General features: G+C 67.6%; 18 protein-coding genes and 1 pseudogene. 5 read left to right on the forward strand and 14 right to left on the reverse strand.

The genetic code is table 11. From position 1 onward, the window contains the following. Positions 1-13: 13 nt before the first annotated feature. A pseudogene (gene fmdA / locus K254_RS21475) lies at positions 14-1,269 on the reverse strand (formamidase). 80 nt (positions 1,270-1,349) lie between these two features. Continuing rightward, positions 1,350-1,637: an FmdB family zinc ribbon protein gene (locus K254_RS0103110; protein ID WP_026554150.1), complete on the reverse strand. Its 288-nt coding sequence runs from the start codon at positions 1,635-1,637 to the stop codon at positions 1,350-1,352. A 107-nt stretch (positions 1,638-1,744) separates the two neighbouring features. Here K254_RS0103110 and K254_RS0103115 point away from each other — a divergent pair, with 107 nt between their 5' ends. The 4 genes from K254_RS0103115 (at position 1,745) to K254_RS21485 (ending at position 5,985) form a co-directional block, all read left to right on the forward strand. Further along, on the forward strand, positions 1,745-2,248 hold the full coding sequence (locus K254_RS0103115) for an 8-oxo-dGTP diphosphatase (protein ID WP_026554151.1): 504 nt from the start codon (positions 1,745-1,747) through the stop codon (positions 2,246-2,248). Between the two features lie 115 nt (positions 2,249-2,363). Then, positions 2,364-2,873, forward strand: coding sequence for an RNA polymerase sigma factor (locus K254_RS0103120; RefSeq protein ID WP_026554152.1), 510 nt, complete (start codon positions 2,364-2,366; stop codon positions 2,871-2,873). 1 nt (position 2,874) lies between these two features. Beyond that, the gene (locus K254_RS24700; protein WP_026554153.1) at positions 2,875-4,371 is read left to right on the forward strand and encodes a hypothetical protein; all 1,497 of its coding nucleotides are present in this window, start codon (positions 2,875-2,877) and stop codon (positions 4,369-4,371) included. Between the two features lie 258 nt (positions 4,372-4,629). After that, positions 4,630-5,985, forward strand: coding sequence for an ammonium transporter (locus K254_RS21485; RefSeq protein ID WP_081709857.1), 1,356 nt, complete (start codon positions 4,630-4,632; stop codon positions 5,983-5,985). An 85-nt stretch (positions 5,986-6,070) separates the two neighbouring features. Here K254_RS21485 and K254_RS0103135 read toward each other — a convergent pair whose 3' ends face one another. The 11 genes from K254_RS0103135 to K254_RS21500 all read right to left on the reverse strand — a co-directional run bounded on the left by K254_RS0103135 (position 6,071) and on the right by K254_RS21500 (position 19,924). Further along, the gene (locus K254_RS0103135; protein ID WP_026554154.1) at positions 6,071-7,210 is read right to left on the reverse strand and encodes a bifunctional 2-methylcitrate synthase/citrate synthase; all 1,140 of its coding nucleotides are present in this window, start codon (positions 7,208-7,210) and stop codon (positions 6,071-6,073) included. Between the two features lie 48 nt (positions 7,211-7,258). Next, on the reverse strand, positions 7,259-8,188 hold the full coding sequence (prpB, locus tag K254_RS0103140) for a methylisocitrate lyase (protein WP_026554155.1): 930 nt from the start codon (positions 8,186-8,188) through the stop codon (positions 7,259-7,261). After that, a complete protein-coding gene (locus K254_RS0103145) occupies positions 8,189-9,709 on the reverse strand; it encodes an MmgE/PrpD family protein (RefSeq protein ID WP_026554156.1) in 1,521 nt (506 codons plus the stop codon). Between the two features lie 39 nt (positions 9,710-9,748). Then, entirely contained in the window at positions 9,749-10,387 is a 639-nt protein-coding gene (locus tag K254_RS0103150; RefSeq protein WP_026554157.1) for a GntR family transcriptional regulator, read from the reverse strand. Positions 10,388-10,630: 243 nt separating this feature from the next. Beyond that, a complete protein-coding gene (locus K254_RS0103155; RefSeq protein ID WP_231391728.1) occupies positions 10,631-11,911 on the reverse strand; it encodes an LssY C-terminal domain-containing protein in 1,281 nt (426 codons plus the stop codon). A gap of 91 nt (positions 11,912-12,002) precedes the next feature. Continuing rightward, positions 12,003-13,886: an IucA/IucC family protein gene (locus tag K254_RS0103160; protein ID WP_051388739.1), complete on the reverse strand. Its 1,884-nt coding sequence runs from the start codon at positions 13,884-13,886 to the stop codon at positions 12,003-12,005. Beyond that, the gene (locus K254_RS21490) at positions 13,883-14,467 is read right to left on the reverse strand and encodes a GNAT family N-acetyltransferase (RefSeq protein ID WP_051388741.1); all 585 of its coding nucleotides are present in this window, start codon (positions 14,465-14,467) and stop codon (positions 13,883-13,885) included. The genes K254_RS0103160 and K254_RS21490 overlap by 4 nt, the downstream gene beginning before the upstream one ends. Next, the gene (locus tag K254_RS0103170) at positions 14,464-15,786 is read right to left on the reverse strand and encodes a lysine N(6)-hydroxylase/L-ornithine N(5)-oxygenase family protein (protein ID WP_026554160.1); all 1,323 of its coding nucleotides are present in this window, start codon (positions 15,784-15,786) and stop codon (positions 14,464-14,466) included. Before K254_RS0103170 ends, K254_RS21490 begins: the two co-directional genes overlap by 4 nt. Continuing rightward, positions 15,783-17,378 carry a pyridoxal phosphate-dependent decarboxylase family protein gene (locus tag K254_RS21495; protein ID WP_269208997.1) on the reverse strand — a complete coding sequence of 532 codons (1,596 nt, stop codon included), beginning with the start codon at positions 17,376-17,378 and terminating at the stop codon, positions 15,783-15,785. Before K254_RS21495 ends, K254_RS0103170 begins: the two co-directional genes overlap by 4 nt. A 163-nt stretch (positions 17,379-17,541) precedes the next feature. Next, positions 17,542-18,258 carry a response regulator gene (locus K254_RS0103180; RefSeq protein WP_035748944.1) on the reverse strand — a complete coding sequence of 239 codons (717 nt, stop codon included), beginning with the start codon at positions 18,256-18,258 and terminating at the stop codon, positions 17,542-17,544. Next, entirely contained in the window at positions 18,248-19,924 is a 1,677-nt protein-coding gene (locus tag K254_RS21500; RefSeq protein WP_051388743.1) for a sensor histidine kinase, read from the reverse strand. Before K254_RS21500 ends, K254_RS0103180 begins: the two co-directional genes overlap by 11 nt. Before the next feature lie 180 nt (positions 19,925-20,104). On the opposite strand from K254_RS21500, the gene K254_RS0103190 reads away from it, so the two are divergent. Beyond that, positions 20,105-21,490: a cation:dicarboxylate symporter family transporter gene (locus K254_RS0103190; protein ID WP_026554162.1), complete on the forward strand. Its 1,386-nt coding sequence runs from the start codon at positions 20,105-20,107 to the stop codon at positions 21,488-21,490. A gap of 172 nt (positions 21,491-21,662) precedes the next feature. On the opposite strand, the gene K254_RS21505 is transcribed toward K254_RS0103190, so the two are convergent. Then, a complete protein-coding gene (locus tag K254_RS21505) occupies positions 21,663-23,222 on the reverse strand; it encodes an HNH endonuclease signature motif containing protein (RefSeq protein ID WP_051388745.1) in 1,560 nt (519 codons plus the stop codon). Between the last annotated feature and the right edge of the window lie 9 nt (positions 23,223-23,231).

The raw sequence follows: 23,231 nt of genomic DNA on the forward strand, positions 1-23,231 counted from the left end.
CGGCTGGGCGGCGCTACCGGTTGGCGGCCCGCGGAGCGCCGATGCCCTGTGCGACCTGGTGCGGCCCCGAGGCCGAGGGACGCACGTCGAAATCAAACATGGCCGTGGGCAGGTAGACGGTTGAGCAGGAGTTGGGAATGTCGACGACGCCGGAGAGCCTGCCCTCGATGGGGGCGGCTCCGAGCAGCAGATAGGCCTGCTCCGGGCTGTAGCCGAACTTGACGAGGTAGTCGATGGCGTGGAGGCAGGCCCGCTGGTAGGACAGATGCGAGTCGAGGTAGCGCTGTTCGCCGTCGAGGGTGACTGAGGTGCCCGAGAACGCCAGCCACTCACTGAACTGCGGATCGCGCGTCCCGGCATGAAGATCGCGTTCTCACTGACGCCGTAGGTCTCCATGCCACCCTTGATGAGGTCCACGCGCAGATCGATGAACCCGCCCATCTCGATCGCGCCGCAGAAGGTGATCTCGCCGTCGCCCTGGGAGAAGTGCAGGTCACCGACCGAGAGGTTGGCGCCGTCCACGAACACCGGGTAGAAGATGCGCGAGCCCTTGGAGAGGTTCTTAATGTCCTGGTTTCCACCGTTTTCACGCGGCGGAGCGGTGCGGGCCGCCTCCGCGCCCACCCGCCCCCACTCCGCACGGGGGAGCCCGCCAAGGACGGCGTGTTCTGCCTCCGGCGGCAGCGCCAGCGGCGGGACCCGGTGCGGATCCGTGGCAATGAGATCGCCCTCGCGCTTGTTCCACGTGGCCAGCAGCTTGGCCGACGGGGCCGTGCCCATCAGCCCGGGGTGGATGAGCCCCTCAAAACGGACCTCCGGCACATGCCGTGACGTGGCCACCTGCCCCGTGAAGTCCCAGATGGCCTTGTAGGCATCGGGGAACTGTTCCGTGAGGAAGCCGCCGCCGTTGTTCCTGGAGAAGATGCCCGTGTAGCCCCAGCCCTGGCCGGCCAATGGACCCGAATCCTCCTGGGGGATGGGGCCGACGTCCAAGATGTCCACCACCAGCAGGTCGCCCGGTTTGGCACCCTCGACGGCGAAGGGGCCGGAGAGCTTGTGGACGGTCAGCAAGGGGGCATTGAGGATATCCTCGGCCGAGTCATCATTGACGATGGCCCCATCAAACCATTCGCGGCAGTCCACCCGGAAGGAGTCCCCGGGCTTCACCGTGGCCACCGGCGGGATTTCGGGATGCCAGCGGTTGTGGCCGAGTTTGGCCTGGTCTTCGAACTTCCTGGCGGAATCGAGCGGGAACAGTACTTCGGGCATGTGGTTCTCCTTGCGATCTCGGTTGTTCAATGAACTTCGGTGGTCAAAGACAAGAAGATCCCCGGGGGAGGCTTGGGAGGCTAGGGCCGGGGCAGCTTTTGGTGGAGCGGGTTGGCGGTGTAGCGCGGGCCGCGGCTGCCGCCGCCCGGCGCGGGGGAGGAGACGACGGCGGGTTCGTGGGCGCTGCGCTTGGCCGCATCAATCAGCCCGAATGCCGCCGTCCCGGCGATGGAGAGCCGTGGCGCTGAGATCCGACGGCGGGCCGGTGCGCTGCAATCGGGGCAGTCAAGCTGCTGCGGCGCATCCGCCATGGCGAAGCTGGCTTCAAAGACTGTGCCCCTGGGGCAGCGGAACTCGTACAACGGCATGCGGCACTCCTGGAGGCAGATGGCGAGGTGTCTGCCAAGCTATCCTGCGGCATTGGGAAGAGTCAACGGGTTGGGCCGCCCGCACCGGGCGGGCATAGGGTGGAGGCGTGAATGCTGCCGCCGTAACCCTGTGCTTTCTGCTCCGCGCCAATGGCTCCGGGCAGGAGGTGCTGCTGGGGCTGAAGAAGACAGGTTTTGGATCCGGCAAGATCGTTGGCGTCGGGGGCCATGTGGAGCCGGGGGAGACGACGGCGGAGGCCGCCTGCCGCGAGGTGGCCGAGGAGGTCCACGTGGTGGTGGAGGAACGGCACCTCATTCCCGCCGGCACCGTCGAGTTCGTCTTCCCTGCCCGGGGTGAGTGGAATATGTCCACCACCGTCTACCTGACGGAGCGGTGGACCGGCGAGCCCGCCGAGAGCGATGAGATTGCCCCGCAGTGGCACCGGGTGGATGCGCTGCCGGTTCAGCAGATGTGGGCCGACGCCGAGCACTGGCTGCCCGCGATGATCTCCGGCCAGCGGATTGCCGTGACGGTGGTGCTGGCGGACGACAACGAGAGCGTGGCACGTGTGCACACCTCGGACTGGCCGGAGCCGGGAGCCGTGGGCTAGACGCCGGCAAAACTTTCTGAAGAAGTTCCCGTGGCTCTGTAACCTTGCCGCGCCATCCGGAAACATAGCTGGTGTAGCCAAACAAGCAGGGCTCACGATACTTCCAGGGGGGACATTGCTTTCGGAACGAGAGCTGGCGTTCATTGCGCTGCACAAGGATTGCTATCCACGCATTTTTCGGTTTGTCCGGCGCCGCGTGAACGATGCGGAGGTGGCACAGGAGTTGGCCGCGGATGTGTTCCGTGTGGCGTGGCAGAAATGGGACGAGGCGCCCGTGGTGGAGCCGTTCTGGCTGTTCACGGTGGCCAGGAATCTGCTGGGAAATGCCTACCGCAGCCATGAACGCCAGCAGGCACTGCAGGTCCGTCTGCGCGAATCAGCTGCCACGGAGTCCGGGCCCGACGCGGACAATGCCCTCGTGGATGAGGCGATGGCCGGCCTGCGCGAGAAGGACCGCGACATCCTGCAGCTGGCCTACTGGGACGACCTCACCATTGCCGAGATTGCCGGCGTCCTGCGTTGCAGCGAATCCGCTGCGAAGGTGCGGTTGCACCGAGCCCGGGAGGCGTTCCGCAAGAGGATGCCGGCCCCCACCAATTCCCTTTCACAGAAAATGGGGGCATGAGATGGATCCCATCAAGAATCTGATCTCCGCCAGCGATCCGTTGAAGTCAGGGGACCCCATCGTGGTCCCGGATGCCGAAACCGTGCTCCGCGGCATCGTCACCGACAATTCCGAGACCGTGGACAGGATGCCGCCGACTGTCATCTCCCTGGCCGACGTCCGGCGGCGGCGTGCGGCGCGCATTGCCGGGCTGGCGACCATTGCCGTGGCCGCCGTTGCAGCGGGTGTGCTGGTGGTGTCCAACCTGGGCTCCCTGACAGTGGCGCCGGCTCCGGCGGACACCGCGGTGGTGACTGTGGAACCCACGGCGACAGCGAGTGCAACTCCCACGGCAACGGCAACGGCAAGCCAGGCAGCGCTGGTGGCATGGAAGACATTCACCGATTCCACCCAGCAAGGGACATTCGAGCTGCCAGCCAACTGGTCCACCGTAGAGTCGCCAAGGATGATTGCCGGCATGCCGTTCAACAAGGTCAGCGTCCGCAACGCCGAGAACAAGCAGGTAGCCGCGCTGGAGTTCCACTACGATTTGGCCGGCGGCAGCTGCACCACGCCCCGGCCCTTTGACACCCTTGACGCAGTGGAACTGGACATAGCCCAGAAACCCGACAAGGTGAAGGAATTCTCCGCCATCAAGGGAGCGCCCCTCGGGCTGTCGCGCTTCACCTTTACCGTTGTCGAAGCGGACAAGGTCTATGCGAGCATCGGCCTGTCCGAGGCCACTCAGGTGCAAGGCACGCCGGGGTGTACATTCCGCAACATGATCACGGCGCCCGAGAATGTCCCGTTTACGTCCTTCGCCGACACGATCGACCTGTACGCCGATGGCACCGATGCACCGCTGATGTTCGATTCGGTGGCGGACGCCCGCACGTACATGCAGACGCAGGAGTACCAGGACCTGAAGCGGATGATGGTGTCACTGTCGCTGAAGCCGAGCAAGGTTCAAACGTCCACGGTATTCACCAGCCAGGCAGCAAAGGTCCGTTTCAGCCTCCCGACCGGTTGGACAACGTCAGATGTTCCCATGGGCAACAGCAATGTCCCGGCATCGGGAATCGATGTCGCGGATGAACGGGGGAAGACCGTGGCGAGACTGGCCTACGGCAGCGGTGGCGGCCTCGGAGGCGCCTGCGGACAGACGTACCCGGTGACTGAACTGGACACGTCCTTCGCCGGCCCATACTCATCCTGGGCATTGGAACGGGGTGTCAGGTTCTCCTACCGGGTTCTTGACCAAACCTTCAGCGGCAAGGGGCTGCTCTATGGGCTGGGTCTGGTGGACAAGGACTCGGGCGGGCTCGGCGCCAATTGCTCCAACACTTTCTACACCCTTGTCACGGGTGCACCGCGCGGGTCGCTGTCGTTCACGGGCCTGCCAGCTGCAGGTGGGGCGGAGCCGGTGTTCGCGACCATGCAGGAGGCCAGGGCCTACATGGCAAGCTCCGAGTATTCGAAACTTAAGGAAATGATCGTGAGCCTGCAGGAAATTCCCTAGCTGGCCATTTCCAATTGGATGCGCGACGACGGCGGGCCGGCCACCTTGTCCAGGTGCCGGCCCGCCGTCGTCCATCCAGATCGGTAACACCGCTGAAACAATCCCGTCACCGGAACTTTACCTCTGTGGATTTTCTGTAACCTCCCCGCAATCTGCCGGCCACGGGCTGAAACAAACATCACCCAAGATTGAACTATTGACGGCGGGGGGCCGGCGCCCAAGGCCCGGTAGGCAGATTTCTTGAGAAGGGACCACCGGGTGCAAATCACTGCGGGCGACGTTTGGTTGATGGTATCGGTGGCACTGGTGCTCTTGATGACCCCCGGCCTGGCCATTTTCTACGGCGGCATGACGCGCGCCAAGGCCGCCCTGAACATGATCATGATGAGCTTCGTCTCCGCCGGCATCGTCGGTGTGGTCTGGGTGCTGTGGGGCTATTCCATGACCACGGGAGCGGGCCTCGCCGGCCTGTTCGGCAATCCGTTTGCCCACTTTGGTCTGGAGAATCTTCTGGGCTCCACCGAGCTCATCAAGGCCGCCTATGGAGCCACATTTGCCATGGTGACGGTGGCCCTCATCAGCGGCGCCATTGCCGACCGGGCCAAGTTCACCTCCTGGGTGGTCTTCGTTCCGATCTGGGTCACGGTGGTGTACTGCCCGTTGGCCTTCATGGTCTGGGGCGGCGGCCTGCTCAGCCACGACGGTGCCATCGGCGCTGTCTTCGGGCAGGTCATCGACTTTGCCGGCGGCACGGTGGTGGAAATCAGTGCAGGCGTTGCCGCGCTGGTCCTGGCCCTTCTCCTGGGCAAGCGCCACGGCTTCGGTTCCGACTCCAGCCACCGCCCCCACAACATCCCGCTGGTCATGCTCGGCGCGGGCATCCTCTGGTTCGGCTGGTTCGGCTTCAACGCCGGCGCGGCCGCCACAGGTGAGCAGGCAGCGCTGATCATCATCAACACGATGGCCGCCCCGGCCGCCGCCATGATCGGGTGGATTGCCACCGAAAAGATCTGCGATGGCCACCCGACCTCGCTGGGTGCGGCCTCCGGTGTTGTCGCCGGTCTCGTCGCGATCACCCCGGCCTGCGCCAACATAAGCCCCGTGGCCGCGCTCGGACTGGGACTGGTGGCCGGCGTGGTCGCTGCCCTCGCGGTCGGGTTGAAGTTCAAGCTGGGCTTTGACGACTCGCTCGACGTCGTCGGCGTCCACCTCGTGGCGGGCCTGGTGGGCACCCTGGCTCTGGGATTCATCGCCCTGCCGGTGGATGGGCACGGCGGCGGATTGTTCTACGGCGGCGGGTTTGGGCAGTTGATGGCCCAGACGGCGGCAGTGCTGGTCACCATCGTGGTGTCGGGTCTGGGCACGGCCGTCATTGGCCTGGCCATCCGCCGGTACCTCGGGTTCCGGGTCAGCCACGAGGACGAGGTGGCGGGTGTGGACGTGACCGAGCACGCCGAGACCGCCTATGAATTTGGCGGGCTGAACCAAAGCCAGTTCAACCCCTTCGGCGCGCAGCTTCGCCCCCACACCCCGGCGCCCCAGCGCGTGCAGCCCCATGGTCCGGGTGGATCCGAAGCCACTGCGGCAGCAACGGCCGCGGCACCCATCGACTAGCGGACCCCTGTTTAGAGAAACGGCGGGCCGGCCACCCGGAAAAGGTGGCCGGCCCGCCGTCGTACTCCAGCGGTGCGTCCAAACGCTAGGCGAGGTGCCGCTCGTCGGGGCCGTTGTACTCGCTCAGCGGGCGGATCAGCGAGTTGGCGGCGCGCTGTTCCATGATGTGCGCCGTCCAGCCGGTGATCCGGGAGGCGATGAAGATCGGCGTGAACATCTCGGTGTCAAAGCCCATCAGGTGGTAGGTGGGTCCGGCGGGGTAGTCGAGGTTGGGCTTGATGCCCTTGGCCTCGTCCATCGCCTGCTCCAGCCCGTCGTAGAGGCCCAGCATCTCCGACCGGCCGAAGTGCTCGATCATCGAATCCAGGGCCGCCTTCATGGTGGGCACGCGGGAATCGCCGTGCTTGTAGACGCGGTGGCCGAAGCCCATCACCTTCTTCTTGGCGGCCAGTGCCTCCTCCATCCAGACCTTGGCCCGGGCAGCGGCGTCCTCGCGGGACTCAGTGCTGCGGATGCCGATCTCGGTGAAGGTGTGCATGACGGCCTCGTTGGCGCCGCCGTGCAGCGGACCCTTCAGCGCGCCGATGGCACCTGTGACGGCCGAATGCAGGTCCGACAGCGTGGAGGTGATGACACGGGCGGTGAAGGTCGAGGCATTGAAGGAATGCTCGGCGTACAGCACCATCGAGACGCGGAAGGCATCCACCACCGGCGGGGCCGCCTCCTCGCCGAAGGTCATCCACAGGAAGTTCTGCGCGTAGTCCAGGTCCGCCCGCGGCTCCACAACGTCCAGGCCGCGGCGGCGGCGCTGGTCGTAGGCGACGATGGCCGGGAAGGCCGCAAACAGGCTCTGGGCCTTGGCCAGCTCCGCCACCGGGGAGGAATCCTCCGCCAACGGATGCCTGGCGCCCAGAACGGAGACGGCGGTGCGGCCCACATCCATCGGGTGGCAGTCCAGCGGCAGCAGATCGATGGTGGCCTTCGCCACCGGATCCAGGGCGCGGTTGGCCCGCTCAAAGGCCGTGAAGACCGCCAGCTCCGCGGTGGTGGGGAGCTCGCCCGTCCACAGCAGCAGCGCCACCTCCTCAAAGCTCTTCTGCGCCGCCAGTTCCTGGACCGGATAGCCGCGGTACAGCAGCGAATTGGTCTCGGCGTTGACCTTGGACACGGCCGTGTAGTCGACGACGACGCCGGCCAGTCCCTTCTTGATCTCGGGGGAGCTCATGGGGATTCTCCTTCTAGTGATGCAAAAGGCTGCGGGAACGGTGGGTGGTTAGCGGGTGGAGCTGTTCTGGGCGGTGTCCAGACCGGGGATTTGGAAGTTGAAGATGCCGGTGTCGAAGCGGTTGTAGGCCTCGTAGTCCACCAGGTCGTAGAGCCGGGCCCGGGTGAGCATCGCCCCGACCTGTGATTCCTGCGTGCCGTCGGCCGAGATGGCGTCCAGCACCCGTTCGGCGGCCCCCATGGCGCTGCGCAGCAGTGTCACGGGGTAGATCACCATCGCCACGCCGGCGCTGGCCAGCTGGGCGCGGGTGAACAGGGCGCTCTTGCCAAACTCTGTCATGTTGGCCAGCACCGGCACGTCGACGGCGTCACAGACCGCCTCAAACTCTCCCAGGTCCTTCATGGCTTCCGGGAAGATCGCGTCCGCGCCGGCGTCGACGAGGGCCTTGGCCCGCTCGATCGCGGTGGCGAGGCCCTCGACGGCGCGGATGTCGGTGCGGGCCATGATGAGGAAGTTCGGGTCCCGGCGGGCGTCGGCGGCTGCGGCGATGCGTTTGACGGCGGTGTCCAGGTCCACCATGTTCTTCCCGTCCAGGTGGCCGCAGCGTTTGGGGTTGAACTGGTCCTCGATGTGCGCCCCGGCCAGGCCTGCCGTCTCCAGCTCCTGGATGGTGCGCGCCACGTTCATGGGCTCGCCGAAGCCGGTGTCGGCGTCGATCAGGCAGGGCAGGTCGGTCATGCGGGCGATCTGTCCGCCGCGGGTGGCGACCTCGGTGAGGGTGGTCAGGCCGATGTCGGGCAGGCCCAGGTCGTTGGCGAGGACGGCGCCGGAGATGTAGACGCCGTCGAAGCCCTTCTCACCGATCAGCCGAGCCGAGAGCGGGTTGAATGCGCCCGGGAATTGGCGGGCGGCGCCGGGGGTGAGCATGGCGCGCAGGTCCGCGCGCTTCTGCTCGGCCGTCTTGTGCGAGTACAGCATCTAGAACAGCCCCTTCGGTGCCGCCGCCAGATCGATGACGCCGGGGGCGGCCTGGATGTTCAGCTGGTCCAGCTCACCGGCGGCCAGCTGCGGGAGGCGCTGCGCTGCGGCGAGGAAGCGCTCGATCTCCGCCGGCTCCACCAGGCCTTCGGCCAGGGTGCGGAACTTGGCGATGTACTGCGCGCGGGCAAAGGGCCGGGCGCCGAGCGGGTGGGCGTCGGCAACGGCGATCTCGTCGGTGATGACGGTGCCGTCGGCCAGGGTGATGACCACGGAGCCGCCGAAGGCCTTCTCGGCGATGTCGTTGGTGTGGTACCGGCGGGTCCACTCGGGATCCTCCGCCGTGGTGACCTTGTGCCACAGCTCAACGGTGTCCGGCCGGCCGGCGCGCTCGGGGGTGTAGGAATCCACGTGGTGCCAGGAGCCGTCCTGCAGGGCGACGGTGAAGATGTACGGGATGGAGTGGTCCAGCGTCTCCCGCGAGGCTGTGGGATCGTACTTCTGCGGATCATTGGCGCCGGAGCCGATGACGTTGTGCGTGTGGTGGCTGGTCTTGATCAGCACCGAAGCAATGGTGGCCGCATCGGCCAGTTCCGGGTGCTCGTTGTGCAGCTTGCGGGCCAGATCGATCAGGGCCTGCGCCTGGTACTCGGCCGAGTGCTCCTTGGTGTAGGTGTCCAGGATGGCGCGCTTGGCCTCGCCCGGGGCCGGCAGCGGCACCTCGTAGGCGGCGTCGGGGCCGTCCAGCATCCAGGCGATGACACCGTCCTCGCCCTCGTAGATCGGCACGGGGGAGGTCTGGCCGCGCATGGCGCGGTCGGCGGCCTCCACGGCCATCTTGCCCGCGAACGCCGGGGCGTGCGCCTTCCAGGTGGAGATCTCACCCTTGCGGGACTGGCGGGTGGCGGTGGTGGTGTGCAGCCCCTGGCCGACGGCCTGGAAGATGGTCTCCACATCCAGGCCCAGCAGGGTGCCGATGCCGGCTGCAGCGGAGGGGCCGAGGTGGGCGACGTGGTCGATCTTGTGCTTGTGCAGGCAGATGGACTTCACCAGATCCACCTGGATCTCATAGCCGGTGGTGATGCCGCGCAGCAGGTCCGCGCCCGAGGCGCCCACGTGCTGGGCGACGGCCAGGATCGGGGGGATGTTGTCGCCCGGGTGCGAGTACTCCGCCGAGAGGAAGGTGTCGTGGTAGTCCAGCTCGCGGACGGCGACGCCGTTGGCCCAGGCGGCCCACTCGGGGGAGACCTTCTCGGCGATGCCGAAGACGGAGGCGCCGCTGCCGCCGGTGGAGGGGGCGTGGCTGAGGGCCTGGGCGCGGGCGGCCACGATGGGGCCGCGGTTCAGCGAGGCAATCGCGACGGAGGCGTTGTCGATGACGCGGTTGATGACCATGTCGGCGACGTCGTCGGCCACGGCCACGGGGTCGGCGGCGACGACGGCGATCTTGTGCGCCAGCTGGTCCTCGCGGGCCAGGTTCTCTTCGCTCTTGTACACACGGACGTGGTGTTGGATAACCATGGGGGATCCTCTCGGGGTTGCTCGCTCGGAGCGGTGGGTCTAGGAGTGGTTGGCGGCCAACAAGTGGCGCAGGCTGTTGTCCAGGTGGACGGTGGTGGCGGCACTGGCGACGGCGGGGCTGCCGTTGGCGATGGCCAGGGCAATGGTGGCGTGCTCCCGGGCGGCCTCGGCCAGCCGGGTGGTGTTGTCGTGGGAGAGCCGGCGGATGCGCACCAAGTGGACGCGCAGGCCCTTCAGCGCCTGGGCCAGATAGGCATTGCCCACGGCGGCGTCGATGGCGCTGTCCAGGGCGCCCACGAGCTCGTAGTACCCGCGGCGGTCCGGATCCTGCTCCGAGAGCAGCGCATCGACGTTGCTCAGCCGGTCATGCAGAGCTCGGAAGATGTCGCTGTCACCGCGCTCGCAGGCCAGCTCGGCGGCCCGGCATTCCAGGGCCAGCCGCAGCTCAAAGAGCTCACGCACATGGTCCATGGAAATGTCCGTGACCACCACGCCGCGGCCGCTCTGCGGCTCGGCCAGCCCCTCGGCGCTGAGCCGTGCCAAGGCTTCACGGACGGGGGTGCGGGAGACTCCCAGCCGCTCGGAAAGCTCCACCTCGGCCAGCACGGATCCCGGCGGCAGGCGCCATTCGATGATGTCGCTGCGCAGGGCCGCATAGGCCTTGTCGCTGGCACGCATGGCGGTCTCCTTGCGTTGTGGGCAGGGTGCACATCGCTGGGGTTGCAGGTGCGTCCTCGTGATGCGCGGGATAGCTTCAGTGTATACATAGAACGCGCATCATGGGAGAAAAAGCCAAATGTTCATCAAAACATCGCTTTTATGTATACATCGGACCACCGCTGCGGCAGGTCCCGTTCTGTGCCCCGCCCCAACTGAGTGACAGTTATCGCACGTTCCGGGCCACGGAATGTGTCATAGCTGTCACCTAGTTGGGGTGCGGCGGTTGGCGAAGAGCCGGGACCTGTCCGAGGACAGGGCCAACAGCAGCAGGATGTCCAGCGTGAGGCCCACGACGTTGACCTCGAACGGGGTCACGGGGTCGCCCCACATCGTCTGGGCGGCCTGGGTGAGGATGGTGAGGGTGGTCAGCGCCATCGCCAGCGTCCGGGCCCACCGCCGGCCGGCGAACACCGCAGCAGCCAGGCCGAGTTCCAGCACCGTCAGCAGTCCAAACGCGGCCGCAACCCACAGTGCTTCGGCGGGTTCGGTGCCCTCGGTGGCGAAGTCCGCTGGATCCACCAGCAGCGCCAGCGCCACCAGGGCACCCTCAAGGGCGCCGGCCAGCAGGAACAGGGTTCCGGCCACCGTCGACGGCGGGCGCTTGGGACTGGCCGCAGCGGGTTCGGCCGCCGGGGCACGGACGCCTCCGACGTCGACGATGGGCAGATCGCCGTCGGTGGCGATCTGGTCTCCGCCGCCATTGCGCGAGTGGTACCCGGTGGAGAAATCGCGGATCACCTCGACGCTGACCGGCTCGGGCCCGGCTGCCAGTGTGGCCAGCACATAGTCCCGCTCGACGTCGATGTCCGCCTCGATCTTGTGCGTGATCTGCAGCGTGAACAGGGACAGGCCCACGCTGCGGTCATAGGTGCCGGCGGCGAGCCAGTCCACGGGAATGCCGCCGGGGAGCAGCCAGCCGTCGGGGCAGCGCCAGAAGCGGATGTGGTGCCGCTTGCCCGGGCTGCCGTCAACCTCCTGCTGGAAGGCGAAATCCTGTTGGCGGCCAAAGAGCAGCAGGGGGCTGACGGGAGCCTCAAGGTAGCTTTGCCTGCGCAAGGTGGAGGTGACGATCTTCAACCCCGTGGCAAAGGTCAGCTGGTCGGCCAGGGTCCACCCGGCCCGGGCCATGGCCGCCCGGAGCCTGTCCTCACTGCCGCGGAAGGCAAGATTGACGGGGTCTCCGAGCAATCCATCGCTGGTGCGCGTGCGGCCAATGAAGTAGGCGGGAACGTAGATCTGGGTGAGGATCCGGTGGATCCGCGGCAGCACCAGATAGGCCACCAGAGCCCAGAACAGTACCAGGAACAGCAGCTGCCCCCAGCCCCAGCTGAAGCTGGCCCGCGCCAGCACATAGGCGAGCCAGATGGCCGAGGCCCCGCCGACGACGAAGAAGGTGTGGTCGAGCACTGTGTAGCGCCGTCCTTGCAATGCCGATGCCGCCCGCCCCGCCATGGCCGGTGCCGTCCCCTGCTGTCCCGTCATGGGGCCATGCTAACCGCGCCGGGGGTGTTCGGAACAGCCGCCCGGTGGCGGCTGCCCCAGACACCGCCGCGGAAGGGATGGGGACGATCCGTCAGCGGAACGCGGCCAGCGGGTTGGCCAGCTTGCCCGCCATGGCCAGCCCGCCGGAGGGGTCCGCCAGATCCAGCATGTTCGCGTTGTTGCGCAGCTGCAGGCGGTTCAGGCAGGACAGATCGAAATCGGCGGCAAAGAGATCATGCCTGTCGAAGGCATCGGCCAATTCCGGATGGTCCTGCTGGTAGCCGTGGATGGCGGCTGCCACGGTGGCCCAGAAGGTGTCCTCGTCCAGCTGTCCGTCCTCCACCAGAATCGCGGCCAGGAACCGGAAGATGCAGTCGAAGACATCTGTGAAGATGGCCAGCACCATCTCGGACTCGGGGATCTCCGCCTTGATCCGGGCGATCTCCTGAGGCACCGCCACGAGATCTCCCATCAGGACGATCTCCTCGCCGATGTCCTTCATGATGGCCCGCACCGGCACACCGTCCTCCAGCACCAGGATGACGTTCTCCCCATGGGGCATGAAGGCCAGTTCGTAGCGGTAGAGGCAGTGGACCACCGGCACCAGGTAGGCGTGCAGGTAGCGGCGCAGCCACTCGGCCGCGCCCAGCCGCGAGCGGCGGATGAGCGCCGAGGCCAACGGAACGCCGTCGGCGTCCACATGCAGCAGGGAGGCCATGGTGGCCAGCTGCTGCCCCTCCTTGAGCAGCGGCAGTGGGCTTTCCCGCCACAGGGCGGAGAGCATCTTGCGGTAGGGGGAGCCATGCTCCGAGGCGTTCTCGTAGTAGGCGTTGTGGTAGCCAATGGCGGCGCTTTCGCGCAGCATGGCCAGTCCGTGGTGCCCCAGGGTGCTGTCGGCATTGATCAGCTCGTAGAGCCAATCGTTGATGGCCGGGGTGGCCTTCATGTATTGGGGCGAGAGACCCCGCATGAACCCCATGTTCAGCACAGACATGGCCGTCTTGACGTAGCACTTGGCCGGGGCCGAGTTGTTGAAAAAGGTCCGGATGGACTGCTGTGCCTGGTAGAGGTCCTGCCCGGCCCCCAGATGGACGATGTGGCGGGCGGCGATCTCGGCGGCGAAGGTGACGGCGATCTTGTTCTCCCACTGCCAGGGATGCACAGGCATCAGCAGGTAGTCCGCCGGGGCCAGACCCCGGGAACACAGCAGGGCATCGAAGGATGCCAGGACGGCGGCGCCCAGCTCCGCCTCAAGATGGGCCCGGTAGCCCAGACCGGCGCTCGCGGTGAAGACGGCCTTGCTGCTGTGCACCGCCAGCCACTGGATCTGGACGGGTGCACCCGTCTCCGGGGCGAAGGCCCGATAGTCGTGGATGCCGAACCCGAGCCGGCCGTTGTTGGCGACAAAGCACGGGTGGCCCTCCGTCATGGACCGTTCCACCAGCTGGAAGTCTGCGGCAGGATCCGCCCCGCCGCTCGGGCCGGCGGCCAGCAGCTCCGAATCCGGGGCGCCGGCGGCCTGCTTGTAGGCATGGCTCGCCAGGGTGCTGGAGACCTCCTCCAGGTAGACGGGCAGCATGGCGGCGTCAATGCCCAGCGACCCACGGAACTCGGCAATGAAGTCCAGTGCATCCACGGGAAGGTCCCGGCCGCCGAGATCCATCTTGCGGATCGACTCCGGGTCGATGGCCCAGTGGTCAAGCTGCAGCAGCCGTGCGCTGAAACGGTACTCGACGGTGCCGCCGTCGTCCGCCAGCCGGTACTCCGCAGGCCCGCCGCTGGGGAGAGCCTGGCCGGCGGGGGCAGGTGCGCCCACCCGCTGCGGGGTGAGCAGGCGCTCGTGCGAGAACTCGGCAAGTGCCTTGCGCACCAGGTGCCGGTTGGCGGCGGCCCAGCGGGCGGGGGTGAGGTGGGCGACGGCTCCGGCCGGGGCGGTTGCCACGGCGGCGGGGGAGTCGATGGTGGTGGCGCTCATGCGGGAGATCCTTCCAGTGGTGCGGCGGTGGGGATTGCGGCCAACCGGTGTCCGGCCAGCAGGCGGCGGGCGCCGTCGAACTGCCCCCGGGTGCACAGGCTCAGCCTGGCCTCCTTGTCCGGCAGCTGGATGAGGGAGTGTTTGCGGAAGCCCAGTCGTTCATTGAGCGCATGGATCTTCAGGTTGGCGGAGTCCGGTTCCACCACCACGCGGTCGACGCCCGGGTCGGTGAAGAGCTCCGCCAGCACTGCCGCCATGACGGCGGTGGTGTATCCAGGGCGGGGCACATCCGGAGGGGAGACCAGCAGGTGCATGCCGACATCCGACGGACGCCCGTCATAAAGCCCGGCCAACGGTGACTGGGCAGGGTCGTAGCGTTCCATCAGGAACGCCGGCGTCCCCTCGTCAAGGCCCAGCCGTGCCTGGTGGTGGCCGCTGGCCTGGATTTGTGCATATTCGCGTTCGACGTCGGCCACGGTGGCGGAGCCCATGCCCCAGAACCGTGCATAATCCTGGACCACCCAGCTGTGCAGCAGCCCTGCGTCGCCGGCGGGATCGACGGCCCGGAAGGTGAAGCTCATGCCATCACCTCCACCCGGGCCGGTACGCCGAACTGCTGAAAGGCGATGCTGCGCTCCACGGGGTAGACCTCCGCGCCGCCGACCGCTCTGATGATGGCCGAGTTGCGGTAGGCGGCCATGCCCAGATCCGGTGTGGCAAAGCCGTGGGTGTGCAGCTCGGCGTTCTGGACAAAAATGTCCCCGGCCGTGCCGATGCCATAGTTCCGATCGACGTCGAACCTGCCCTGGGCATCGCGGCGGATGCGGTCCGCAATGCCGGCCAGGAAGGCCGGCTCCCGGTAGGTGTACCCGGTGGCCAGCACGACGGCGGCGCTGTCCAGGGTGAAATCCTCCGCCAGCTCCGCGTGGCGCAGCGAGAGCCGGTGCATCCCCTCGGCCGGGCTGTACTCGGCGCCGGTGAGGGCCGCATGGGTCAACAGGGTGGTGGGCACCGGACCGGCCAGGCTCTTGGCATAGAGCAGATCGTAGATGTCGTTGATCAGGGCCTCGTCGATGCCCTTGTACAGATTCTTCTGGCCCGCGTTCAACCGGTCCCGGGTCTGCGCCGGCAGGGCATGGAAATAGTCGACGTATTCGGGCGAGGTCATCTCCAGCGTCAGTTTGGTGTACTCCAACGGGAAGAAACGGCCGGAGCGCGTCACCCAGTTGAGCTGGTAGCCGTGGACGTCGATCTCGGACAGCAGATCGTAGTAGATCTCCGCGGCGCTTTGGCCGCTGCCCACAATGGTGATGCTGGGCTGGCGCTGGAGCTCGGCCTTGCGGGCCAGATAGTCGGCGTTGTGCAGCACCACGCCGCCGGCCGCCAGCACGCCCGCCGCAGCGGCGGGAACGTAGGGGGCCGTGCCGGTTCCGAGGACCAGATTGCGGGCCCTCACACGCCGGGGACCTTCCGGCCCCTGGCTGTGGACGGTGTAGACGCCGTCGTGGTAGTCAATGGACCGCACCTCCATGCCGAAGTGCACCTGCGGCAGCTGGCCGGCCACCCACTGGCAGTAGGCGTTGTACTCCGCTCGCAGCGGGTAGAAGTTTTCCCGGATGTAGAACGGGTACAGGCGGCCGGTTTCCTTGAGGAAGTTCAGGAAGGAGTACGGCGAGGTGGGGTCCGCCATGGTCACCAGATCGGCCATGAACGGCACCTGCAGGTGCGCCGATTCGAGCATCATGCCCGGGTGCCAGTCAAAGCCGTCCCGCCGTTCCAGGAAGACGGCGTCAAGCTCCTCCAATGGCGCCGTCAGCGCGGCCAGTCCGAGGTTGAAGGGCCCCACGCCGATGCCGGCAATGTCAAAGATGCGCTCGCCGCCTGCCGTGCCGGCGCTCATGCCGCACCGCCGGAGACAGCCGAGGTGGAAACGGCAGAGCCTGAAAGCGCTGTGGCGGCGCGGAGCGAGGCGCCGGTGCGCCGCAGCAGATCGATGATCGCCCGCAGGTCGCCCAGGGTTGTGTTGGCATTGAGCAGGGTGAACTTCAGGTAGTGCCGGCCGTCCACCTTGGTGCCGGCCACCACCGCCTCGCCGGAGGCAAACACCGCGGCGCGGATGCGCGGGTTGATGTCATCGGCCTCGTCGTCGTCCATGCAGGCGGGCTTGTAGCGGAACACCAGGGTGCTCAGCGCCGGGTCCGCAGCGAGCTCAAAGTCCTCGTCCGCCGCCAGCAGGCCGCCGGCCCGCGCGGCCAGATCGATGACCTCGTCCAGCAGGGCGCCGATGCCCTCGGCGCCCATGGTGCGCAGCGTCAGCCAGAGCTTGAGCGCGTCGAAGCGGCGGGTGGTCTGGATGCTCTTGTCCACCTGGTTGGGTATGTCGGCCCTGGCGGCGCTTTCGGGGTTGAGGTAGTCCGCGTAGTAGGTGACATGCCCCAGGGTGGCGCCGTGGCGGACCAGGATGGCGCTGGAGGAGACCGGCTGGAAGAAGGTCTTGTGGAAGTCGATGGTGACGGAATCCGCCAGCTCGACGCCGTCGATCAGGTGCCGGTGGCGGTTGGACACGGCCAGACCGCCACCATAGGCGGCGTCGACATGGAACCAGCTGCCGTAGGCGCGGCTTAGCGCCGCCAGTTCGCGCAGCGGGTCGATGCTGCCGAAATCGGTGGTACCGGCCGTAGCGACAATGGCCATGGGCACCAGACCCTCGGCCTGGCAGATGGCCAGTTCCGCGGCCAGCGCCGTGGTGTCCATCCGGCGGTCCGCGTCGGTGGGGATGCTGACGACGGCGTCGTAGCCCAGGCCCAGCATCGAGGCGGACTTGCTGATGCTGAAATGGCTGGCCTCGGAGGTGAAGATGCGCAGCGTGTCCAGTAGGGCGGGCAACCGCTTGCCCGCGGCGTCCGGATCCAGCCGGAGCCGGGACACGGCGTGGTTTCGGGCGATGAGCATGGCCTGCAGGTTCGACTGCGTGCCGCCGCTGGTGAAGACGCCGTCGCTGTCCGGACCCAGGCCCAACCGTTCGGCGGTCCAGTCGATGAGGCGCCGTTCGATCATCGTGGCACCGGCACTCTGGTCCCAGGTGTCGAGGGAGGAATTGATGGCTGACAGCACGGCCTCGCCCGCCAGGGCGGGGATGACGACGGGGCAGTTCAGGTGTGCGGCGTAGCGGCTGTCATGGAAGTAGACGGCGTCGCGCAGATAGATGGGTTCAAGCTCCGCCAGGGCGGCAGTGGTGTCCGCCAAAGGAGTGTCAAGATCGACGGCGGCCACGCGCGCCCGGAGCTCGGCCGGGGTGGCGCCGGTGAAGGGGGCGGTGGTGCGGGCCACGGTGGTGGCCACCAGATTCACGCTTTGGAGGACATCGGCAACGTAGCGGGCGCTGTTGGCGGAGTTGAACAAATATCCCGTGGCGGCAAGGGCGCGTTCCACGCCGGTGCTGAACTCGGAAGTGGGGTCTGTCAGATCGTGTACAGGGGGCAGCGGTGTCACTGGGGAATCCTTGCTGTCGGTAGTAGTGGCGCTCGAAAAGAGCACAGGCTAACCTTACTTAGGATTACCTTTACGTCAAATCAGTGTGACGTAATTGTCAATTTCAACCAGCGTGGCAGAGGAGGAGGCCTACAAGGGGACGCGACACGCACCACCGGAGGGCTCAGCCAATCCAGTGGTACTCGCTTTCCGGGCGCCCTCCGGTGCCGTAGCGCGAGGCCCTTCGGGCCTTGCCGGACTCGGCGAGGAACTCGAGGTACCGGCGTGCCGTCACCCGGGACATGCCCAGTTCCGCCATGGCCTCGGTGGCCGACACCGGCCGCCCGCCGCTGCGCAGCAGGGCGGCGACGGAGTCCAGTGAATCCTGGGACAGCCCCTTCGGCAGGGGAGTCTCGCCGGGGGTGCGCAGGCTGGCAAAGGCCGAATCGACGTCGCTCTGGGACGCCGGCTGCCCCTGGCTTTCCAATTGCCGGCGGAACTGGCGGTAGTTGGCCAGCTTCTCGGCAAAGGCGGCAAAGGTGAAGGGCTTGATCAGGTATTGGACGATCCCGGCGCTGACGGCGCCGCGGACAATGGCCAGTTCGCGCACAGCGGTGATGGCAATGATGTCCACCCCGTAGCCGGCACTGCGGATGCGGCGGCTGACGTCCAGGCCGTGCAGATCCGGCAGGTTCATGTCCAGCAGGATCAGCTGGATGGGGGCTCCTGCTGCTGCGGCATCCTTGAGCGCATGCAGCGTGCCTTGGCCGTCGTGGGCCACAGCGGCCAGGGCGAATCCCTCCATCCGCCGGACGTAGGCGGCGTGGGCGTCGGCGGCAATGGGCTCATCGTCCACCACCAGGACGCGGATGGCTGGATCGCCGGCGGGTTCAGTACTCATCAAAGGGCTCCTGTGCAGATGAAGGGCCGGGCCTTGCGGTGGAACCGGCGGATGGGTCGGGCAGCACCACGGTGAAGACGGCGCCCGGGCTGCTTTCCATGGACAGGGTGCCGCCCAGATGCTGGACCGTTTGGTGGACGAGTGCCAGACCGATGCCGTGGCCGTAGCCGCCGTCGCCCTTGGTGGTGTACCCCAGCCGGAGCAGCCGCCCGGCGGCGTCGGAGTCCAGCCCGCCGCCACTGTCCGCCACGGTCAGCACCAGGGCCTGCGCTTGATGGCCGATGGACACCTCCACCCAGCGTGGTGCGGTGCCTGCCGCCGCCGCATCGAGTGCATTGTCGATGAGATTGCCCAAAATGGTGACCATGTCGTGGGCGCCCAGGGCGCCCCCGGGCGGCTGTGCATGGACGCCGGCGTCGACGTTGACGCGGAGGTCGATGCCGCGCTCGGAGGCCTGGGAGATCTTGCCCATCAGCAGGGCGCTGGCCACAGGCTCGTCGACGCCGTTGAGCACGTTGTCCGCCAGGCGCTGGCTCAGGGCCAGATCAGCCGTGGCAAAGTCCAGGGCTTCCTGGGTGCGGCCCAGTTCCAGCAGGGAGACCAGCGTGTGGATCCGATTGGCGTGCTCATGGGTCTGGGCGCGCAGGGCATCGGTGAGCGTCTTGGAGGAGCGCAGTTCGTCGTCGAGTGCCTTCAGGGCCGTGTGGTCCTGCAGCGTTGCCACGGTGCCGGCGGCCTTGTTCTGGCCCCGGCGTGCCGGTGCGCCGGGTGGGCGGGCCTCGTGCTGGGACACCACCAGCAGCCGGGTCGGCGTCAGATGGAGTTCGTCGACGGCGGTGCGGCCGCTGCGCAGCAATTCCGCCAGGCTGGGCGTCAGCTCCAGTGTGTCCAGCTGGGGAGCCCGCCGCCCATCAGTCGGCGCTTCGATGCCCAGCAGTGCCGCCGCCTGGTCGTTGTACATCACCAGTTCCCCGCGCGGATCCACCAGCACCAGGCCGTCCCGCACGCTGTGCAGCACCGATTCGTAGTAGGCAAAGAGCTGGCCCAGCCGTTCCGGACCCCAGCCCAGCGTGACGCGGCGCAGGTACCGGCCCAGCAGCCAGGCGAGCAGGGAGCCGCCCGCCATCAGGGCCAGGGCCATGCCCGCAATGGCGGGCAGGCGGGCGTTCAGCGCAACATCCAGGGTGCTGACGGTGACGCCCGCGGCCACCATCGCGACGACGGTGCCGGCGGAATCCTTGACCGGGACGATGGCGCGCACGGAGGGGCCCAGCGTCCCCTGGGTGGTCTCGGTGTAGCTGTGGCCGGCCAGGGCCTCATCCACGGAGCCGATGTACGGCTTCCCCAGCTGGGTCGGATCCGGGTGGGTCCAGCGGGTGCGGTCCGGGGCCATGATGGTGATGAAATCGGCCCTGGCATCCGCCATCACCTCCAGCGCGTAGGGCTGCAGCAGTGCGGAGGGGTCGGGGGAGAGCGCCGCCTGTTCAACGAGCGGGCTGTCGGCAATGGAGGTGGCGATGGAGAGCATCCGCTCGGCCGCCTGGCTGTAGGTGCGGCCGCGGGCATCCAGCAGCACCACTGTCGAGACCACCGCCGTGACGGCCAGGACAAAGAGCAGATTGCCCATAAAGAGGCGGCGCGCGAGGCTCCACCGTGAAAAGTACATCGTCGTACCCTTTCCTGCTGCTGTCCGGGTGCCAGCGCGGCTTCCCATGACCAATATGACCGCAAGGGTGATGTTTGTCACAATCGGGGCCACTGTTGAACAGAAGCGGAACCACCACCGCACCCACCAGCCTAGTTCCAACCCAGCGGGCCGGGACCAAGCCAGAAAATAGGAGTGACCATGAGCTCTCAACGTGGAGAGTCAGCAGTGCAGGCCCCGGTTCGCCGCCGCGGATTGGACAGGACCCATTGGCTGTACCTGGCGGTCATCGCCGCCGTCGTGCTCGGCGTCGCCGTCGGCCTTCTCTTCCCCGGCAAGGACGGCTTTGCCGCGCAGCTCAAGCCGCTGGGTGACGGGTTCATCTCACTGATCAAGATGATGATCACCCCCATCATCTTCTGCACCATCGTGCTGGGCATCGGCTCCATCGCCAAGGCCGCCACCGTGGGCAAGGTGGGTGGATTGGTGCTGGTCTACTTCGCCGCGATGTCCACCTTCGCCCTGGCGATCGGGCTGGTGGTGGGCAACTTTGTGCCGATCGGCGCCGGGCTGCACCTGCAGGACGCCGTCTACAAGACCACCGCCGAGGCCAGCAGCACGCAGGAATTCGTCCTGGGCATCATCCCCACCACGATGTTCTCGGCGCTGACCACCGGCAACATACTGCAGACGCTGCTGATCGCACTGCTCACGGGTTTTGCGCTGCAGCGGCTGGGCAAGACGGGCAAGGCCGTGCTGACCGGCATCGCCCACCTGCAGGCCGTAGTGTTCCGGATCCTGATGATGATCATGTGGCTGGCCCCCGTGGGTGCGTTCGGCGCCATCGCCGCCGTCGTCGCCCTGACCGGCTGGAAGGCCGTGGGCTCGCTGGCCCTGTTGATGTTCGCCTTCTACCTGACCTGCGCGCTGTTCATCGTCGTGATCCTGGGCGGGCTCCTGAAGCTGGTGACCGGCGTGAACATCTTCAAGCTGATGCGCTACCTGGGACGTGAGTACCTGCTGATCGTCTCCACCTCCTCCTCCGACGTCGCCCTGCCGCGGCTGATCGCCAAGATGGAGCACCTTGGTGTGTCCAAGCCGGTGGTGGGCATCACCGTCCCGATGGGCTACTCCTTCAACCTGGACGGCACAGCCATCTACCTGACCATGGCGTCCCTGTTCATCGCCAATGCCATGGGCAAGCCGCTGGACATCGCCGCGCAGATCGGCCTGCTGGTGTTCATGGTCATCGCCTCCAAGGGCGCCGCCGGCGTCACCGGTGCCGGGCTGGCCACGCTGGCCGGCGGTCTGGCCGCGCACCGTCCGGACCTGGTGGGCGGAGTGTCCTTCATCGTGGGGATCGACCGCTTCATGTCCGAGGCCCGCGCCCTGACCAACTTCACCGGCAATGCCGTGGCCACGCTGCTGATGGGCACCTGGGTGAAGGAGATCGACGCCGAGAAGGTGTCCCGGGTGCTGGACAAACTGGAGCCCTTCGACGAATCATCGCTGATGGAGCATGAGGAGGCTCCGGTGGCCGACGACGGCGCCGCGCCCCGCAAGGAGCTGGAACCGGCCGGGGTGTAGCACTCCCGCAAACAGCCAAGGCCGCACTGCCCGACGAATGTGTCGGGCAGTGCGGCCTTTCTGGTGCCGCCGCCTGGCCTGATGCTGGGAGGATCCGGCACCAGATGGGTGGGTACTCCCACGCCGGACTTCACTTCGGCCGCGGCCTGTCCCTCGCCCGTCCCGCCGCACGTCATCCGGTGAGGCGTACGGTGAGGGCGTGCTCGAGGATGCTGTAGTCGGTGGCGCCCGTCGACCGGGTGATGCTGTCCTGAAGCCAGTGCGGGTACTCGGGCGGGGTGGTGTCCAACGGTTCGGGCGGGTAGTAGCGGCCGGCGGGTGAGGTCCAGCCCGGGCGCCCGGTCTCGGTCATCTGCGGTGTCCAGCCCCGGATCCCGGGCCCGGCGGGACCGCTTCCTCCCTGTTTTGTTTTCTGGGGGTTTGTCTTTGTGGGGCCGGTGCGGGTCTTCCCGTCCTTATGGTGTTTGACGAGGTGGTGTTTGGGGCATTCGCTGGCCAGGTTGTCCTCGCGGGTTTTTCCGCCGTGTTCCCAGGCCAGCAGGTGGTCCAGCTGGGTGTCCGCGGTGACGGTGGTGCAGCCGGGGAACGTGCAGGTCCTGTCCCTGGCCCGCAGCCAGGCCCGCATGGCCTCGCTGACCCGGTAGGTGCCCGGTGAGAGCGCCACCGGCTCCCCGCTGTGCGGGTCCGTGAGCAGGCGTTGGAACGAGGGGGCCTGCGCGGCCAGCCGGCGGGCGATCGAGGCCGGGACGGGCCCGCACCCCTCCAGCTCGGCCGGCCCGTCGGAGACGCCCAGCAGGGACAGGATGGGCACGGTGAGAAGGATCTGGGCCCGGGGTGCCGGGTGCCCGGCCTTGGCGTCGGCCGTCTCCAGGCCCAGCAGCAGGGCCGCGGCGACGTCCAGGCGCAGCTGGGCCAGGGTGCGCGGCTCCGCGGGGCCCTGCAGGGCGCGGGCGGCGGCGGTGGCGTGGTTCCACACGGCCTGGGCCGTTTCGGCGGGCAGGTACAGGCCCAGGTAGGACATGCCGTCCCGGCCCGGCTGCAGGTCCAGGCACCTGCCCTCACGCGCCGCCGCGGCCCGGGTCTGGATGCTCTCGGGGTGCAGGCGTTCACGGCGGCGGTTGGCCGCGGCGGTGAACCGGGTCACCGTCACCCCGCAGGCGGCCTCGACCAGGTCGCGTTCGAAGGCGTCGACCACGTCCCGGGGCATGTCGGGCACGTTCTGGATGGAGAGGGCCTGGTCCAGGATGGCGAGGGCGTGCTGCCAGGAGAACCTGCCCGCCCCCAGGGCGTGAAGGGTGTGGGGGTGCTCGCGTACGAGCGCCACGCACTGGGCCCGCAGGTTGGCGGCGCTCCGTTCCGGGATGCACAACACGGTGGCCAGTTCCGCGGTGGTGGAGGCGTCGCCGATGCCCTGCTGCCGGGTGTCGAAGCCCAGGGCCGCTGCTTCGGTGGTGCCGGCGGCGGCGAGCCTGTCAATCAGGGCGGCCTTGCAGGCCGCTACCCGGGATTCGAGGGCTGCGACCTCGGCGAGGGCGTCAACGCAGGCGCCGTAGTCCGCCCGCACCGCCCCAAGGGCGCCACGTGCTTCGCCGGGGGTGCCGGCAAGGGCTTCGCCACGGGTGCCGGGGGCGGCCGGTGGCAGGGTGGGGAGCCTCAGCGCGGCCAATTGCTCCGCCATCGTCGGCCCTGCCGTGGTGGCGGCGCCACCGGAACTGCCGACCGGAACGCTCATGATCTTATT

The sequence above is a fragment of the Arthrobacter sp. 35W genome (assembly GCF_000482545.1).
Lineage (GTDB): Bacteria > Actinomycetota > Actinomycetes > Actinomycetales > Micrococcaceae > Specibacter.